Genomic DNA, 15,134 nt, shown 5'->3' on the forward strand with positions numbered 1-15,134 from the left:
CCACGTGGTGTGCAGACCAGGGCTACAAGATGCGCAGCGCCCGGCGCGGCCCAACCTCGAATGCCAGACGTGTCAATGGCCTCATCGCTCCCGGCTCCTCGCCTTCGAGTGGTTGTGCACCGGTGCCCCTGCAAGCCGGCTCGTCCACAGACGTTTCGGGCCGCCTTGCACCGACCACCCGGCCGCGCGCCGGTCATCTTCGCTCTCCGCCCCGCACACCTCAGAGCGAAGGCGGCGCGACGACGTCGCCCGCGACAAGGAGGGCGCGATGACGACCTGGACCGGCCCCGCCGAGGGCCTGCTGCACGACGCCGACACCGGGTGGTCGGGCATCTGGGCGCTGACGCACACCGCCGCGATGGGCGCGCTCAACCTGGCCATGACAGTGCCCCTGGGCGTAGGCGTGTCGATCTCCTACGCCGCCATGGACTTCCGGGAAGCCCAGGACGAGCTCGAGTGGGCTCACCCCGATGTGCGGACCACCGCTCCCCCAGTACGGCTGGGGGCCGTGCGTCCTGAGGACGCCGACCAGGCCCGCGCGGTCCTCGACCGGCTCGCCGCGGCAGCCCTGGACCGTGCAGCGGCCATGGCGGAAGTCGAGCCGGACCTCGCCGCACAGGCGGCTCTGTCCCGAGTGATGGCGCGGCTCATCACCGGTCGGGCCAAGGTCACCGGACGCTGGTCATGACCACCTACGCCGAGCTTCTGGCGCAGGCGACCGCGCACGTGCGTAACGGCAGCACCACCCTGCGTTCGGACCGCTTCTTGAGCCCCGGGGAAGCACTGGACGCGATCGGCGACTACCACGGGCTTCTTGATGCCCTTGCGTCTCACACTCGCCGCCTGCTGTGGCCGGCGCAGCTCGGACGGATCGGACTCGCACACCACCGCGATGGCCTACCCCCCGTCGAACGAGCTGCCGTCGACCTCGCCGTCGGCATCGAGACGCTTACCGGCGAGGCCAGACCCCACCCGTCCCAGATCGGCGGCGCAGCAACAGCGTGGGCACGGGCCGCTCTGTCTTTGCGCGCGGCCGCCGACCTGGTCGCCACGCACTTCACGAGCGAGGGGGAGCCTCGGACTCCAGACGCCGCTCAGACCACGACGGCGACCTTCGACGCCGGCCTCGCAGATCTCGGTCAGCTGGCGAAAGCCGTGCTGGCTCAAGCAGATCCGCTCGCTCTCCGCGCGCTCCAAGCCGGCGTGCCGCGCGGGCTCGTCACTCGGCAGATCCCCGAGCTTCAGCACCTCACCGATCTCGCCCGCGTCCTCACGACCGAGGCGCCACAACCCCTGAAGGCGCAGGTCGACGCCCTCAGTCAGGTCCCGCCGCGGCCTCGGACCGACGACCCCGCGACCGAGCTCACCGACCGGATGGTGCGGCTACGCCAGGCGACCTGGGAGCTCGCCGAGGACAGCGCAGACGCCGTGGCTTCATTGCGGACGATGGCCGGCCTCGGGGTCGCCGTCCACGCCCACGCTGCTGCTCTGCACGGGGCGGACCTCTCGGTGCGCGACGTTGTCTCCGACCGAGGAGTCGGTGCACTCGTTCAGCACGCGCGTGCGTGGCAGCGCCTCCACCACGCACTCTCCGAGTTCGCGGTGCTCACGCCCCCCTTGGCCAACATCCACGACGACGCCGCAGCGGCCGCACGCCTGCTGCGGGAGTTCGCCCCGATCGAACGCCCTCGGGCCCACGCGTCCTTCGCCCCCACTGAGCGGCACGTCGCGGCCGTTCTCAACGGCGCTGTACAGGTCATGGCGGACATCGCCGTTCACGAGGGAGCGACGTTCGATCGGCTGACCCGAGCAGGCCTCTTGTACATGCCGGCTAGCGTGTTGCCACGAGACCTGGTGAGTGAACAACCTGAGCTCGCCGCCGCACGCTTGGAACACCGCATCGTCCGCGCGCCCGACGCCGTCACCGCAGCCGCAGCACGGCTGTACGCCGAAGTGGCCGCTCATCCGGCCGGCGTCTCGACGCCACCGACCGCCGGCCGTGTGCCTGCCGTTCTGACGGGCGCTACCCCGATCTCCATGGCGTAGTCGGCGTCGACTACACGCCGGGTCATACCGATGACCGAGCGATCACGCCGTCCGACAGATTGGCGGATCGAACAGTGATTCGTCGAGACCCTCGCGAAGCCTCCTTGACGAGGCGTCGCAGCGTGACGTCGCCGGTGCGCTCGAAGTCCGGCTGGCGGCACTGGAGGGCGACGACGTCGCCGTGCCCGAGCCGGAACTCGAACACCTCGTCGCACGTGATGACCCGTTCGCGTGCGGGGATGGAACCGGCCAGCGGGCTGAGCATCGTGGTCTTGCCGACGTGTCGCAAGTCTGTCCCCATGTCAAAGCGCACCGCCGGTGCGATCTACGTGCGGTAGCCGCCCCCTCTTGGTGCCCGTCCGTCCCAGCGACGACTTGGTGGACTAATAGCGACGTACGGGGTCGGCGTGATGTGGGAGAGCGGCGACGGGCTGATCGAAAACCTGCCCGTCTCCTGAGAGCCGCATCGTGTAGTCGCCCAGCTGCTAGGACCTAATTGTCAGCGCTCAGGACCGAGCAGTCCAAGGACGGTGTTCGGGAGGGATGAGCGCCCTCCCTCACGGAGGAGTGCCGCGTACACGAACAGGAAGCGCAGCAGCAGGGCAACGCCGAGAAAGAACGCGGAGGTCACCGACCAGCGAAGCCATGGCTCGAGCGTCATTGGGCCCAGGCTCATCAGAACGACCGGAAAGCCTATCCCTAGCATTGCCAATACGGTGAGAACCTGTAGGGCTAGGCCGAAGCCCTCCGGTTGGCGCGTCGCGTCAAGCGTCTCGGTCGCTAGGCGCTTCTCCTGGTGCAAGGCGCGCACCCCGGCCCTCGCCTCGTCGATACGATTCGTAAGTGAATTTTCGAACGCGATCTGGCGCTGGCCCTCCGCGATGCGCTCGGTGGCGCGAACCTGCGGATTGCCGTAGGAAAGCGCCGGCATGCGGATTGTGTCAAAACCTAGGCCGCCGAACGGCGATGACTTTCGCGCCGCCCTGCGCTCCTCTTCCAGCACTTCGTCTTCGCGCTCAGAGCATACGCGGTCGTAGAGCCACTCCCAGGCATGGCGATGCTCGACCGGCAGTTCGTGGTCGCGGCGGAACGTAGCCCAGTCGGGGTGCTCCTTCACCTTGGGTACGAGCGGGACGATCGCGCTCATCGCCGCCCTGAGGTCGGATGACAAATCCGCGAGCTTCGCAACAAGCAACGCTTGATTTAAATCCTCCTCCTGTTCTTCTTGCGCGGCGTCGAGGACGTCCCGCAGTGCGGGATCAAAACCACTATCGACGATGACCTCAAACACATCTTCGTCATCCAATAACTCGTCCACGTAGTACGCGTCAAGCGCCTGTTCAGATGCCGCAAGGTGCGACTGAGCTTCCGTTTCGCGCCGCGCTAGGTCAGCCACCCTGCGGCGTGCACCCTGCTGCTCGGCGTGCAGAGCGACATAGCGGGACACCAGGAGGCCCCCGACGATGGCGATCAGGGCCGCCGAGGCTTGCGTCACCGCGCTCAGGAGCCAGTTGACGTCGGCGACTGCGGAGGCGGGCATGTGCGTCAGACTAGTGACGCGGCACCGGGGGGTTGGCTTTTCGCCGGGTGCCGGCCTGCTTCGCGCCCGAGACAAGCACGTTGAGCCTCGCGGCGACCGCCGCGGCGAGGAAGCGCGCGGCCAGGCGCATCAGCGAGCCGAGCGCGACCAGGTCGTCGAGGTGCCCGGCCGCACGACGTACTTGCGGATGTTCACGGCCCACGTCGATCGCGTCACGTCGGGATCGCGACGTGCAGGCGCTCGCCGCCGGGCAGCGACGCGTCGACGAATGGCCTAGTACCCGACGGCCACTCCTGGTCCGACCTGCGGAAGCGTCCCGTGGCGTCGCGCTCACGGAGCTCCGAGCGGCACTTGGCCTTCGCCATGAGCGTAGCCTCGCCGCGCGTCGAGACGATCCGCACCGAGTCCGGACCGACCTCGATCCGGTCGATGACCTTCGCGAGGACCATGTTCTCCTCGGCGGGCGAGGCGCCCTCGCCCAGCATCGAGTCGAAGATCCGCGCGTAGACGTCCGGCCCGGGGTCGAGGTCGTCGAGTCCGGTGAGGTCGTCGTCCAGATCCGTGCGCGCCGCGCCCCCTTGGCCTCGATCTCGGCGAGGGTGATCCGGTGCCCGGGGTCATCCAGGAACCCGTCGACCCACCCCCGCGCGAGTCTGCCCGACCGCTCGTCCAGTGACTCCAGCTGCCCCTCCAGGACCTCTCGCCGGCCCTACAGGACGATCCTGTCCCCGGACGCTGTCCGGACGATCGAGGACGCCTTCCAGAGCGTCTCGAGCGCACCCTCGACACAAGGAAGCCCGCCCGGTGGGATGAGCTACGGGGCGGGCGTCTTCTATGTTCTGATGCGGCCAGCGGGGTTGCTCCGAGGTCAAGGCGGAGCAACCCCGCTTGGCATCAGCCCCGCGGCGGGTGCGGGTCAGTGCCGTAGGTGTTGCGCTCGTTGATCTGGCCGTCGGCCTTGCGGTGTCCGAGCCACTCCGAGCCAGTGTTGCGCGCGAGCTGCTGCCCGCGCTCGGAGGCGTCTGCCTTCCCGTTGTGGGTGGAGGACGCTCGAGTGTTGCCCTCGCGCCGGTTCGCCCACCGCTCGTTGTCGCTGTCCCACGTCGTATGCACGTCGCCCTTGGCCACGTGAACCACCTCATTTCATGTCGTGCCCGGAGGTACCGGGCTGTGATCATGAGTCTAGGACGGTGGAACCACTAGATGTAGTGGCAGGAGCAAGATCTTCGGCCAGATGTAGGCGCCGGCGGTACATGCCCTGGTCAGAGGCATCGGCCAGTGGAGGGGACTGCTGCCGGATCGGTTGACACTCCATCTGTGGGACGAGGTCCCGCTGGAAGGATGTCGCTGTGCCCAAGAAGTTCCCTCCCGAGTTCAAGCGTGACGTCGTGCGGGTCGCCCGCCGCGGTGACCTGACGCACGCCGAGGTCGCCTCCGACTTCGACATCTCCGTGGAGTCGGTGCGGCGCTGGGTGCGCCAAGCCGACATCGACGACGGCGTCGTGGACGGCAAGACCACCATCGAGCAGAACGAGCTGGTTCAGCTGCGCCGGGAGAAGCGTCGGCTGGAGCAGGAGAACGAGATCCTGCGCCGCGCGGCGGCCTACTTCGCCGCCGGCTCGCTCCCAAAATGAGCTACCCGCTGGTCCGTGACCTGGCCGCCGAGGGCATCCCGGTGCGGTTGACCTGCGGGGTGCTCGGCCACTCGAGGCAGGCGTACTACGCCTGGCTCGCCGAGCCCGTCAGCGCGCGCGAGCTCGAGGACGCCTACCTGACGAACGCCCTGATCGACGCCCACGGCGACGACCCGGAGTTCGGCTACCGGTTCCTGGCCGACGAGCTCGAGCGCGCCGGCCACGACGTCGGCGAGCGGCGGGTCTGGCGACTGTGCTCGCAGCAGCGGCTCTGGTCGGTGACCGTCCGCAAGGGCAGGCGCGGGGCCGGGAAGTCGCCGGGGCCGGCGGTCCACGACGACCACGTCCAGCGCAACTTCACCGCCGCCGGGCCGGACCAGGTCTGGGTCACCGACATCACCGAGCACCCCACCGCCGAGGGCAAGGTCTACTGCTGCGCGATCAAGGACCTGTTCAGCAACCGGATCGTCGGGTACGCACTCGACGAGCGGATGACCGCCCAACTCGCGGTCACCGCGTTGCGGACCGCCGTCGCCCGGCGCGCCCCGAGCGGTGTTGTGGTGGTGCATTCGGACAGAGGATCGCAATTTCGAGCCCGGACGTTCCGGGCGGTCCTGACCGCCGCGGGGCTGCAGGGCTCGATGGGTCGCGTCGCCTCGGCCGGTGACAACGCGGCCATGGAGTCCTGGAACGCGCTGCTGCAGAAGAACGTCCTGAACCGTCGCCGCTGGGCCACCCGCGACGAGCTGCACGACGCGATCGTCTTCTGGATCGAACGCACCTACAACCGTCGCCGACGCCAACGCGCCCTCGGCAAGCTGACCCCGGTCGAGTTCGAGCTCGCCTTCACCGCCCAGAACGCCGCCCTTGCGGCATGATCACCACTCACCCGGTGTCAACTGGTCCTGCAGCAGTCCCGAGCGTCGCCCTGCGCCTGCGGCGTGTCCGCGTCTGCGGCGTGTCGCCGGGTCGTCTCAAACGAGAAGCCCGCCCCGGTGGTCCTACCCGGAGCGGGCTTCTCTATGCGTTGAGGGCCTCTAGGACCCTCGGATCACCGCGGGCGGATCGTCCGGGTGGTGGTGGTCGTGGTGATCCGGATGCGGATCGGTCCACGGGTGACGGTGCGGGTGATGCGAGTGGCCACGGGAGTGACCTCCGATCGGGCTTGCGCCCGTCTGACAGAGGAGGGAATCCACCCGCTCAGCCGGTGAGTCAACGTCTCGCAGACGTTGACTCCCGAGGTACGCTCAGGGTTCACGAGGCAAGTGAAGCGAAGAGCTCTGGTCGGGCGAAGAGTCCGTCTAGGGCTCTTCTGCTGTCAGGCACTAGGATCTCACGCCAAACCGACACCCCAGCGTCCCGGAACCAAGATCTTTTTATCTCTAGGTGGCCGGACGCACGCGTACGGCTCTCGCGACCAGCATCGTTGCAGGTCACGGGCTTGCGGGGGGATTTCCGAACAGACTACCGCCGTGTAAGACGTTCTTGCGGGACGCGAGTCGCCGGGCGTGTCGTAGGCCCCCGCGTGTCGCAGAACCTCCCCAGAACGCCTCTATTGCCCCTAGGGGCCGACTTGGGTCGCCCCACGACCAGTACCTCGTTACGCGTACGCGCAGGGACTCCTAGTGCCGTTTCCGGGCCTCGATCACGAGGTAAACGAGGGACCCGACTGACCACCCGATCACGATCACGAACCCCACCAACACCGGTACGAGATCGTGGCGCTGCGACTCGATCGCCCTCGTTCCAGGTCCGCCACGCCGAGACAGGCGTCGTCAGGGACGTGGGCTGACCGTCCAAGCGTGTCGCTATACCGCACGGAGATGCCGCTGACTGGGTGGTGTGGGGGAAGCGCCCTGCGCTCTTTGGCGGATGGAGGCCGTGGCGTTGCCGGTGTTCGATCGGGGACTGGCCGAACCCGAGCACGACGGGCGATCGCGTAGCGGCTCTAGCGCCCGCGCCGACCGGCGTCGCCAGTCATCGATGACCTCTGGACGCCTCATTGCCTCGGGACACAAGGTGTGCCGCGATTGCCAACATGGCGAGGTCACGCAGGCGCACCCGATCGGCTGTTCTCGGTGTGCCGGGTGGGTGACCACCCTCGAGACGCTCAAGCACCATGAGGTGCCGCCGTTGCCCCTCGAGCACTTCCTCATGTCGTTGACGCGCCTCGGCATCGGCTCTGTGGCCGATCGAGAGGTCAGCCCCGAACGTGCCCACAACGCCTACAAAGAGCGCCACCAACAGCGCGGTGAGGGAGCCGCCGTCGCGCTCGAGGGTGGCGTGCTCGACGACGATCCCAAACTCGACGGTGAACAGCGTGCCAGTCACCGCCAGCAGGATTCCGCCGAGCAGACGCAATGCGCGCATGGCGGCGGTCGAGGGCCACGGCATGAGACACAGGAGGGCGGCGATCCCATTCGCAGCGATGAGGCGGCCTTCAACTTCATGCTCCCAGAACTGTCCCGCGAAGATGGCCGTCAGCAGCGCGATCGCTGCGATGGTCGGAATCCGGAGAGTCCCGGCGTCAGTCACAAGCTGGCCTCCTCTGTCGAGCTGGGCGAGCGGCATCGTACGGTCTTGCCCCGAACCGCGCGTCCGCCGATGTGCGGTGTGCCAGCCGCACGTGCGGTACCGACGCCGGGCACCTCGTCGGGCCACGCTGGCCAGGTGCCCCGCGAGCACAGCGCCCTACGGCATCACGAACGGGTTCCGGGACGCCTGTCCAGAGACGTGCTGCCAGCGTCCGTGTTCGTCCAGGGCGTACTTAGGCCTACCAATAGGCCTACCGGACGCCGAGAGGCCCGCCCCGCCGAAGCGGTGCGGGCCTCTGACCTGCTAAAACACTGTCGGGATGACAGGATTTGAACCTGCGACCCCTTGACCCCCAGTCAAGTGCGCTACCAAGCTGCGCCACATCCCGATACGACCCCCGCTGCGCGGTGGGCCTGAAGAACTCTACCGCAGCCCCACGCGGGATCTGCACACCGGCGTGAGCCCGTGCCCGCCCGACCGAGGAGTCTCATGCGACGAACGAGCATCCCCAGCGGCGTCGCGGTGCCCGCCGTGCTCCCGGTGCTCGCGGCGAGCGTGGTGCTCGGCGGGTGCACCCCCGACCCCGGCGTGGACCGGCGCGACGAGGTCGGCCGGCTCGTGAGCTCCTGGTCCGAGGCCGACCACGCCGAGCTCGGTGACCTCGACCGGACGCGCCCGGCGCTCGTGCTCGACGCCGAGGACCTCGACGACGTCACGTCGCGCTGGCCCGACGACGTCACGCTCGACGGGCTCGACGTCGACCTCGACGCGCCGGTCCTCGTCGTCGGCGCGTGGGCGCGGTGCACCGAGTCGTCGCGCGTGGTCGTCGACGACGACCGGACCACCCTCACCTTGCAGGTCGTGGACCCGCAGGAGCAGGTCGCCTGCGGATGGTCCCCGGTCCGGCTCGAGGTCTGGGAGATCTCGCGGTCCGAGCTGGGCGACGGCACCCCGCGTCTGACGGGGTACGGCCGCGGTCAGGCGGCCGGCGGTGGGCAGGTCCGCTGCCCGGAGCCTGCGCGCTGCTGACCCCGGGCACCCGTACGCGCTCCCGTGGGGCGACATGCCGGAAATGGTGCGATTCTGGGCGGACCATCCACCGAGGTCGCTGGGAGGTCGCCATGACGACCGTCGAGGTCTTCGCCCCCACGTGGTGCCCCGCCGCCTACGTGCAGCACGACGACGAGCCCGAGGCGTGCCACTTCGCCGCCGACGTCGAGTGGCTCGCGGCGCACGGCGTCACCGTCGTCCGCGCCACGCTCTCGGAGCAACCGGGCCGGTTCGTCGAGCACGACGCGGTGCGGTTCCTCATGAACGTGCTCGGGCCCGCCGTGCTGCCGGTCGTGCTCGTCGACGGGTTCATGCGCTGGCACGGCTCGTTCCCGACGCGCGACCAGCTCGCGGCGTGGGCCGGGGTGGACGCCGAGCTCGCGGCGGAGCGGGCCGAGGCCGCCGTCGTGCACGAGCAGCAGGCGGCGAGCGAGGCGAGCCCGGCAGCGGCGACCGGACCCGCCACCGCGGCGTCCGGAGTGCCCGCTGCGTCCGGCGTGCTCGAGGCGGTCGCCCGCGACGCGGTCGCGGCGCTCGACCGCTTCGTCACGGGCCACGGCGGCGTGCAGCCGGTCCCCTCCTCGCTGCTGCACGCGAGCTGAGGCGGGCGCGCCCGGTCAGGCGCGCGGCGACCCGGACGTGCGCGCGGCGCCGCTCTCCCGGCGCTCACGCGCCTCGTGCATCTGCGCGATCTCGGCGGCGACGAGCCCCAGGACGAGCAGGTCGACCACGAGCCCGGTCGTCGCCGCCCATTCGACCAGCCGGAAGACGAACACCTGCGTCACGAGCAGGCTGATGAGGACCGCGCGCCGGAACCGCAGGTAGCCGCGCATCCGGTCGCGCCGGACGACGGCGAGCCCGCTCACGGCGACCCCGGCCGAGGCCGCGGCGCTGGCGAGCATCGCGACCACCATCCAGTCGGGCACGTCGGTCCCGTCGCGCCACGCGAGCACGCCCCGCGCCACGGTCCCGACGACCGTGAGGAGCAGGACGGCGACCGTCACGCGCGGCACCCACCGCGCGCTCACCATGCGCCGCGTCGTGCGGACCACGGCCCGCGCCACGGTGATCGAGGGGTTCGGGAGCTCGGTCGGCTCGTCCTCCACGGCGGCCAGCAGGGCCCGGACCTCGGCCAGGCCGGCCAGGCCTCCCCCGCCGCCCACCTCGGCCCGCTCGAGCGCCTCGCGCGCGTGCTCCCGGTGGTGCGGCGTGAATCCGCCCACCAGGCCGGCGACCGCCTCGTCCGCCGCCGCCGCGAGGTGCTCCGCGGGGTGGTGACGCACCCGACCGTGCAGCCCCTCCCCGAGCAGGACGAGCGCGACGACGACGACGTAGATGAGCGCCGCCGTCGGCTCGTAGAAGTAGTCGTTGTCCGAGGTGACGAACTTGCCCACCTCGTCGATGAAGAGCCCGAAACCCACACCGCCGAGCACCGCGCCGGCCGGCCGCACCACCGGTCCGGCGAAGGACAGGAGCACGAGGAACGCGAGCGCCATGAGCAGCCCGCCCCACAGGACGTGCGCCACGTGCAGCCCGCCGCCGCCGATCTGCGGGTAGCCCGCCGCCGCGAGGAACGCGCGCGTGAGCAGGACGGTGGCGACCGCCGCGACCACGAAGGTCGCGAGGTTGCGCGAGGCCCCCGGGTCCCGCGGCAGCCCCCAGCGCAGCAGCAGCCCGCGCCGGGACGCGCGGTCCGCCGGTGCGTGACCGCGACCCGGCGCCGCCGGCGGCGTCACCGCTTGCGCTTCTCCCGGACGCGCACCGAGATCGAGATCGGCGAGCCCTCGAAGCCGAACGTCTCGCGCAGGCGGCGCTCGATGAACCGGCGGTAGCCCGCCTCGAGGAAGCCCGTCGCGAAGATGACGAAGCGCGGCGGACGGGTGTCCGCCTGGGTGGCGAAGAGGATGCGCGGCTGCTTGCCGCCCCGCAGGGGGTGCGGGTGCGCGGCCACGAGCTCGCCGAGGAACGCGTTGAGACGCCCCGTCGGGATGCGCGTGTCCCACGACGCGAGCGACCGCTCGATCGCGGGCACGAGGCGGTCCTTGTGCCAGCCCGTCTTCGCCGAGACGTTGACGCGCGGCGCCCACTGCACCTGGACGAGGTCCTGCTCGATCTCGCGCTCGAGGTACGGGCGGCGGTCCTCGTCCATGAGGTCCCACTTGTTGTACGCGATGACGAGCGCGCGTCCCGCCTCGACGACCTGCGAGATGACCCGGGTGTCCTGCTCGGTCATCTTCACGCTCGCGTCGACGAGCACGACGGCGACCTCGGCCTTCTCGATCGCCGCCTGGGTGCGCAGCGACGCGTAGAAGTCGGCGCCCGACGTCTGGTGGACACGCCGCCGGATGCCGGCCGTGTCCACGAACCACCACGTCCTGCCCGCGAGCTCGACGAGCTCGTCGACCGGGTCCCGCGTCGTACCGGCCTCGGCGTCGACGACGACGCGCTCCTCGCCGAGGATCTTGTTGAGCAGGCTGGACTTGCCCACGTTGGGGCGCCCGACGAGCGCGACGCGGCGCGGGCCGCCCGGGCGCAGCGTGCCCTTGGCCGAGACCTCGGGCATCTTCTCGACGACCGCGTCGAGCAGGTCGCCCGTGCCGCGGCCGTGGAGGGCCGAGATGGGGTGCGGCTCGCCGAGGCCGAGGCTCCAGAGCTCGGCCGCGTCGGACTCGCCCCGCGGTCCGTCGACCTTGTTCGCGGCGAGGACCACCGGCTTGCCGGCCTTGCGCAGGAGGCGCACGACCTGCTCGTCGGTCGACGTCGCGCCCACGGTCGCGTCCACGACGAAGAGCACGACGTCGGCGAGGTCGATCGCGACCTCGGCCTGCTCGGCGACGCGCGCGTGGATGCCCGCGACGTCGACCTCCCACCCGCCCGTGTCGACGAGCGTGAAGTTCCGGCCCGCCCACTCGGCGGGGTAGCTCACGCGGTCGCGCGTGACGCCCGGCTTGTCCTCGACGACGGCCTCGCGGCGGCCGAGGATGCGGTTGACCAGCGTCGACTTGCCGACGTTCGGGCGGCCGACGACGGCGAGCACGGGCACCGGCCCGGCCGGCGCGGCCTCGCCCTCCCCCGCCTCGCCGCCGTCGAGCAGCGCGAGGTCCTCGTCGGCGAGCTCGAACTCGCTCAGGCCGGCGCGCAGGGCCTGCTCGCGCGCGAGCTCCTCGGGCGTCTGGGGCACCGACGCGTCGGGCGCGGTGATGCCGTCGTCGTCGGCCCCGACGACCAGGTCGTCGTCGGTCTCGCCCGCCTCCGGCGCTCCGGCCGGGTCGTCGAGGTCGAGCGCGTCGTCGTGGTGCTGGTCCGTCATGACGCCCATCCTCCCCTGCCGGACGCGTCCACGACGAACCGGCTCACGCGAGCGGCTCGCGCCCGCCCGTCGGTGGACGGTCGACGTCGTCCGGCAGCGCGAAGCCGGTGCGCGCGCTCACGGCCTGCACGTGCGCGCTCAGCGCGGCGCGCAGCACGTCGGTCGCGTGCGCGACGGCCGCGCGGCCGGACGCCCCGGCGGGCCGCTCGACGACCACCGGCGGTCCGAGCTCGACGTGCAGCCGGCGGCGGAACCCCGGGACGTGGCCGACCGACTCCCCCGTGCGCCGCGTGCCGAGGACGGCGACCGGGACCACGGGCGCACCCGAGTTCACGGCGAGCCAGGCGACGCCGGCGCGCGCGGTCGACGCGTCACCACGGCCGCGGTTGCCCTCGGGGAAGATGCCGACCGCTCCCCCGCGGCGCAGCACGGCGAGGGCCGCCGCGAGGGCGGGCCGGCCGCCCGTGCGGTCCACCGGGATCTGGCCCGCGGCCCGCAGCACCAGCCCCACCGGTCCGTGGAACATCTCCTCCTTGACGAGGATGTGGGTCCCCCGCGGCACCACGCCGTGCACGAGCGGCCCGTCGATCACCCCGAGGTGGTTCGCCGCGAGGATCACCGGACCCGTGGCCGGCACGTGCTCGCTGCCGACGACGCGCGTGTCCCACACGACGCGCGCGAGGAACCGCCCGACCCAGCGCGACCAGCGCGGCCCGGCCGGGCCCGGCGCGGCGACCGGCCGGCTCATCGCGCCGCCTGGGCGCCGGTCACGCCGACCGGCCGCTGACCTGCGCCACGACGGCGAGGACGGCGTCGACGGTCTGGTCGAGGTCCAGGTCGGAGGAGTCCACCGTGACGACGCCGTCGGCGGCCGTCCGGAACTCGACCACGGTCGAGTCCTGCTCGTCGCGCCGGACCACCTGGTCGCGCGTCGCGGCCACGCTCGTGGCGTCGTCGGACCCGTGCAGCTCGCGCGCGCGGCGCGCGAGGCGCGCCTCCTCGCTCGCGGTGAGCAGCACGCGCACGTCGGCGTCGGGCGCGATGACCGTCGTGATGTCGCGCCCCTCGACGACGACGCCGCGGCCCTCGCTGAACCCCTCGGGGCCGCGCTCGACCTCGATGACGCGGCGCTGGCGCGCGCCGAGGTCCGCCCGCACGTCGAGGTTCGTCGCGACCGCGCTGACGGCCGCCGAGATCTCGCCCGTGCGGATCGCCGTGCCGACGTCCGTGCTGCCGATGCGGAAGACGGGCAGGCGCGGGTTGAGGTCCAGCTCGAGCACCATGGCGTGCACCGCCGCGGTGACGGCGGGGCCGTCCGCGAGGTCGACGCCGCGCTCGAGGCACCACCACGTCGCCGCGCGGTACATCGCGCCCGTGTCGAGGTACGCCAGGCCGAGGCGCGCCGCGACCTTGCGGCAGACGCTCGACTTCCCCGAGCCCGAGGGCCCGTCGACGGCGATGACGAGCGCGCTCATCCGGCCAGCCTCCATCCGCGTGTCCGCAGCTCGTCCTCGAGCCGGCTGCCCAGTCCCTGCTGCACCGAGATCGCCGCGAGACCGACCGCGCGGTGCGGCGCGTGCTCGAGCTGCAGCTCCTCGAGGTTGATGCCCGCCGCGCCGATCTCGGCGAGCAGGCGCGCGAGCTCGCCCGGCTGGTCCGGGACGAGCACCGTGACGACGTCGTAGGCGGTCCGCGCACCGCCGTGCTTGCCGGGGATGCGGGCGACGCCCTGGTTCCCCGCGGCGATCGCGCCCGCGACCGACCCGAGCGCGCCGGCCGGCGGCGGGCTCCAGGGGCCGGTCGACGCGGCGCCGTCGAGCGCCGCGACGAGCGCGTCGAGGTCGTCGCGCAGCGCGCGCAGCACCGGCGCGACGGCCTCCGCGTTCGCCGCCAGGATCGAGGTCCACATGGCGGGGTCGCTCGCGGCGATGCGCGTGACGTCCCGCAGGCCCTGGCCGGCCAGGCCGAGCGCCGAGGGCTCGGCCTCGCGCAGCCGCGCCGCGACCAGCGAGGCCGCGATCTGCGGCACGTGCGAGACCAGCGCGACGGCGGCGTCGTGCGCGCCCGCGTCGAGCATCACGGGGATCGCGCCGAGGTCGGACGCGAGGTCGCGCACGGCGAGCACCGCGGCGCCGGACGACTCCCCCGAGCCGACGACGACCCACGGCCGGCCCGTGAACAGGTCCCCGCGCGCCGCCGTCGGGCCGCTGCGCTCGGAGCCGGCCATGGGGTGCGAGCCCACGTAGCGCGTGAGGTCCGCGCCGCGCTCGCGCAGCGCCTCGAGCACCGCGCCCTTGACGCTCGCGACGTCGGTCACGACCGCGTCCGGGAAGGCCGCGAGCTCGGCCAGCACGACGTCGTGCGTGACGTCCGGCGGGGCCGCGACGACGACGAGCCGCACGTCGCGGTCGTCCGGGGTGGCGACCCTGCCCGCGCCCACGTCCTGCGCGAGCAGCACGGTCGTGAGCGACGGGTCGTGCAGCACGACGTCGACGCCGAGCGCACGCAGCGCGAGCCCGATGCTCGCGCCCAGCAGCCCGGTGCCGACCACGCGGACGGGTCCGCGCGTGGCGGCGACCGGTCCGGGACCGACGTCGGCGAGCGGGCCCCGGGTCTGCCCCGTCACTGGGCGAGGTCGCGACGCAGCACCGTCGCGCCGTGCAGGTACACGTGGCGCACGTCCTCGCGCGGCCGCTCGAGGTTCGCGTGCGCCATGAGCCGCACGACGCGCGGCAGCGCGCCGGGGACGTCGATCTCGACCGCGCACATGAGCGGCACGGCGCCCAGCCCCATCTCGCGCGCGGCCGCGGCGGGGAAGTCGCTGCGCAGGTCCGGCGTGCACGTGAAGAAGACGGAGATGAGCTCGTCGATGCCGAGCTCGTTCGCGGCGAGCACCTCGTGGACGAGCTCCGTCGTGCGCTCGAACAGGTGCTCGCGGTCGTCGCGGTCGAGCTGGGTCGCGCCGCGGATCGCGCGGACCGTCATCGTGCACCCCCGTCCGGCCGGGCCCCGGGCGGGC

17 protein-coding genes and 1 tRNA gene are annotated in these 15,134 nt (G+C 71.8%); 5 read left to right on the forward strand and 13 right to left on the reverse strand.

Features of this window, described 5'->3' with window-relative positions:
• The first annotated feature begins 268 nt into the window (after positions 1-268).
• Together JIG38_RS01275 and JIG38_RS01280 are read left to right on the forward strand one after the other, a co-directional pair.
• A complete protein-coding gene (locus JIG38_RS01275; RefSeq protein WP_199421674.1) occupies positions 269-688 on the forward strand; it encodes a hypothetical protein in 420 nt (139 codons plus the stop codon).
• Positions 685-2,046, forward strand: coding sequence for a hypothetical protein (locus JIG38_RS01280; RefSeq protein ID WP_199421675.1), 1,362 nt, complete (start codon positions 685-687; stop codon positions 2,044-2,046). The genes JIG38_RS01275 and JIG38_RS01280 overlap by 4 nt, the downstream gene beginning before the upstream one ends.
• Before the next feature lie 22 nt (positions 2,047-2,068).
• Here the strand turns inward: JIG38_RS01280 and JIG38_RS01285 are convergent, their stop codons facing one another.
• From JIG38_RS01285 to JIG38_RS01300, 5 genes are all read right to left on the reverse strand, one after another.
• A complete protein-coding gene (locus JIG38_RS01285; RefSeq protein ID WP_233404132.1) occupies positions 2,069-2,311 on the reverse strand; it encodes a hypothetical protein in 243 nt (80 codons plus the stop codon).
• Between the two features lie 234 nt (positions 2,312-2,545).
• On the reverse strand, positions 2,546-3,586 hold the full coding sequence (locus tag JIG38_RS01290; RefSeq protein WP_199421676.1) for a hypothetical protein: 1,041 nt from the start codon (positions 3,584-3,586) through the stop codon (positions 2,546-2,548).
• A gap of 10 nt (positions 3,587-3,596) precedes the next feature.
• Entirely contained in the window at positions 3,597-3,788 is a 192-nt protein-coding gene (locus JIG38_RS01295; protein WP_372419648.1) for a hypothetical protein, read from the reverse strand.
• A gap of 10 nt (positions 3,789-3,798) precedes the next feature.
• Positions 3,799-4,071 carry a hypothetical protein gene (locus tag JIG38_RS21210; RefSeq protein ID WP_372419649.1) on the reverse strand — a complete coding sequence of 91 codons (273 nt, stop codon included), beginning with the start codon at positions 4,069-4,071 and terminating at the stop codon, positions 3,799-3,801.
• A 409-nt stretch (positions 4,072-4,480) separates the two neighbouring features.
• Positions 4,481-4,714: a DUF2188 domain-containing protein gene (locus JIG38_RS01300; protein WP_307844423.1), complete on the reverse strand. Its 234-nt coding sequence runs from the start codon at positions 4,712-4,714 to the stop codon at positions 4,481-4,483.
• A gap of 221 nt (positions 4,715-4,935) precedes the next feature.
• Between JIG38_RS01300 and JIG38_RS01305 the strand changes: the two genes are divergently transcribed.
• A protein-coding gene (locus tag JIG38_RS01305) for an IS3 family transposase (RefSeq protein ID WP_307844425.1) occupies positions 4,936-6,098 on the forward strand; the annotation gives its coding sequence in 2 pieces (ribosomal slippage) (positions 4,936-5,197 and positions 5,197-6,098; 1,164 coding nt in all).
• A gap of 1,099 nt (positions 6,099-7,197) precedes the next feature.
• Here the strand turns inward: JIG38_RS01305 and JIG38_RS01310 are convergent.
• On the reverse strand, positions 7,198-7,791 hold the full coding sequence (locus JIG38_RS01310) for a hypothetical protein (RefSeq protein WP_199421677.1): 594 nt from the start codon (positions 7,789-7,791) through the stop codon (positions 7,198-7,200).
• 278 nt (positions 7,792-8,069) lie between these two features.
• Positions 8,070-8,143 (reverse strand) — tRNA-Pro (locus tag JIG38_RS01315).
• A gap of 101 nt (positions 8,144-8,244) precedes the next feature.
• On the opposite strand from JIG38_RS01315, the gene JIG38_RS01320 reads away from it, so the two are divergent.
• Both JIG38_RS01320 and JIG38_RS01325 read left to right on the forward strand, forming a co-directional pair.
• A complete protein-coding gene (locus JIG38_RS01320) occupies positions 8,245-8,784 on the forward strand; it encodes a hypothetical protein (protein ID WP_199421678.1) in 540 nt (179 codons plus the stop codon).
• Positions 8,785-8,876: 92 nt separating this feature from the next.
• Positions 8,877-9,407, forward strand: coding sequence for an arsenic metallochaperone ArsD family protein (locus JIG38_RS01325; RefSeq protein WP_199421679.1), 531 nt, complete (start codon positions 8,877-8,879; stop codon positions 9,405-9,407).
• 15 nt (positions 9,408-9,422) lie between these two features.
• Here the strand turns inward: JIG38_RS01325 and JIG38_RS01330 are convergent, their stop codons facing one another.
• The 6 genes from JIG38_RS01330 to aroH are packed head-to-tail and all read right to left on the reverse strand — an operon-like array spanning position 9,423 to position 15,100.
• Complete coding sequence (locus tag JIG38_RS01330) at positions 9,423-10,541, reverse strand: hypothetical protein (RefSeq protein WP_199421680.1); 1,119 nt, start codon at positions 10,539-10,541, stop codon at positions 9,423-9,425.
• Entirely contained in the window at positions 10,538-12,115 is a 1,578-nt protein-coding gene (der, locus tag JIG38_RS01335) for a ribosome biogenesis GTPase Der (RefSeq protein WP_199421681.1), read from the reverse strand. The genes JIG38_RS01330 and der overlap by 4 nt, the downstream gene beginning before the upstream one ends.
• Before the next feature lie 43 nt (positions 12,116-12,158).
• The gene (locus JIG38_RS01340) at positions 12,159-12,863 is read right to left on the reverse strand and encodes a lysophospholipid acyltransferase family protein (RefSeq protein WP_199421682.1); all 705 of its coding nucleotides are present in this window, start codon (positions 12,861-12,863) and stop codon (positions 12,159-12,161) included.
• 19 nt (positions 12,864-12,882) lie between these two features.
• Positions 12,883-13,590: a (d)CMP kinase gene (cmk, locus tag JIG38_RS01345; protein ID WP_199421683.1), complete on the reverse strand. Its 708-nt coding sequence runs from the start codon at positions 13,588-13,590 to the stop codon at positions 12,883-12,885.
• Positions 13,587-14,741: a prephenate dehydrogenase gene (locus JIG38_RS01350; RefSeq protein WP_199421684.1), complete on the reverse strand. Its 1,155-nt coding sequence runs from the start codon at positions 14,739-14,741 to the stop codon at positions 13,587-13,589. The genes cmk and JIG38_RS01350 overlap by 4 nt, the downstream gene beginning before the upstream one ends.
• Positions 14,738-15,100 (reverse strand): chorismate mutase, encoded by a 363-nt coding sequence (aroH, locus tag JIG38_RS01355; RefSeq protein WP_199421685.1) that lies wholly within the window; start codon positions 15,098-15,100, stop codon positions 14,738-14,740. The genes JIG38_RS01350 and aroH overlap by 4 nt, the downstream gene beginning before the upstream one ends.
• Between the last annotated feature and the right edge of the window lie 34 nt (positions 15,101-15,134).

It is taken from the genome of Actinotalea solisilvae (genome assembly GCF_016464425.1).
GTDB lineage: Bacteria > Actinomycetota > Actinomycetes > Actinomycetales > Cellulomonadaceae > Actinotalea > Actinotalea solisilvae.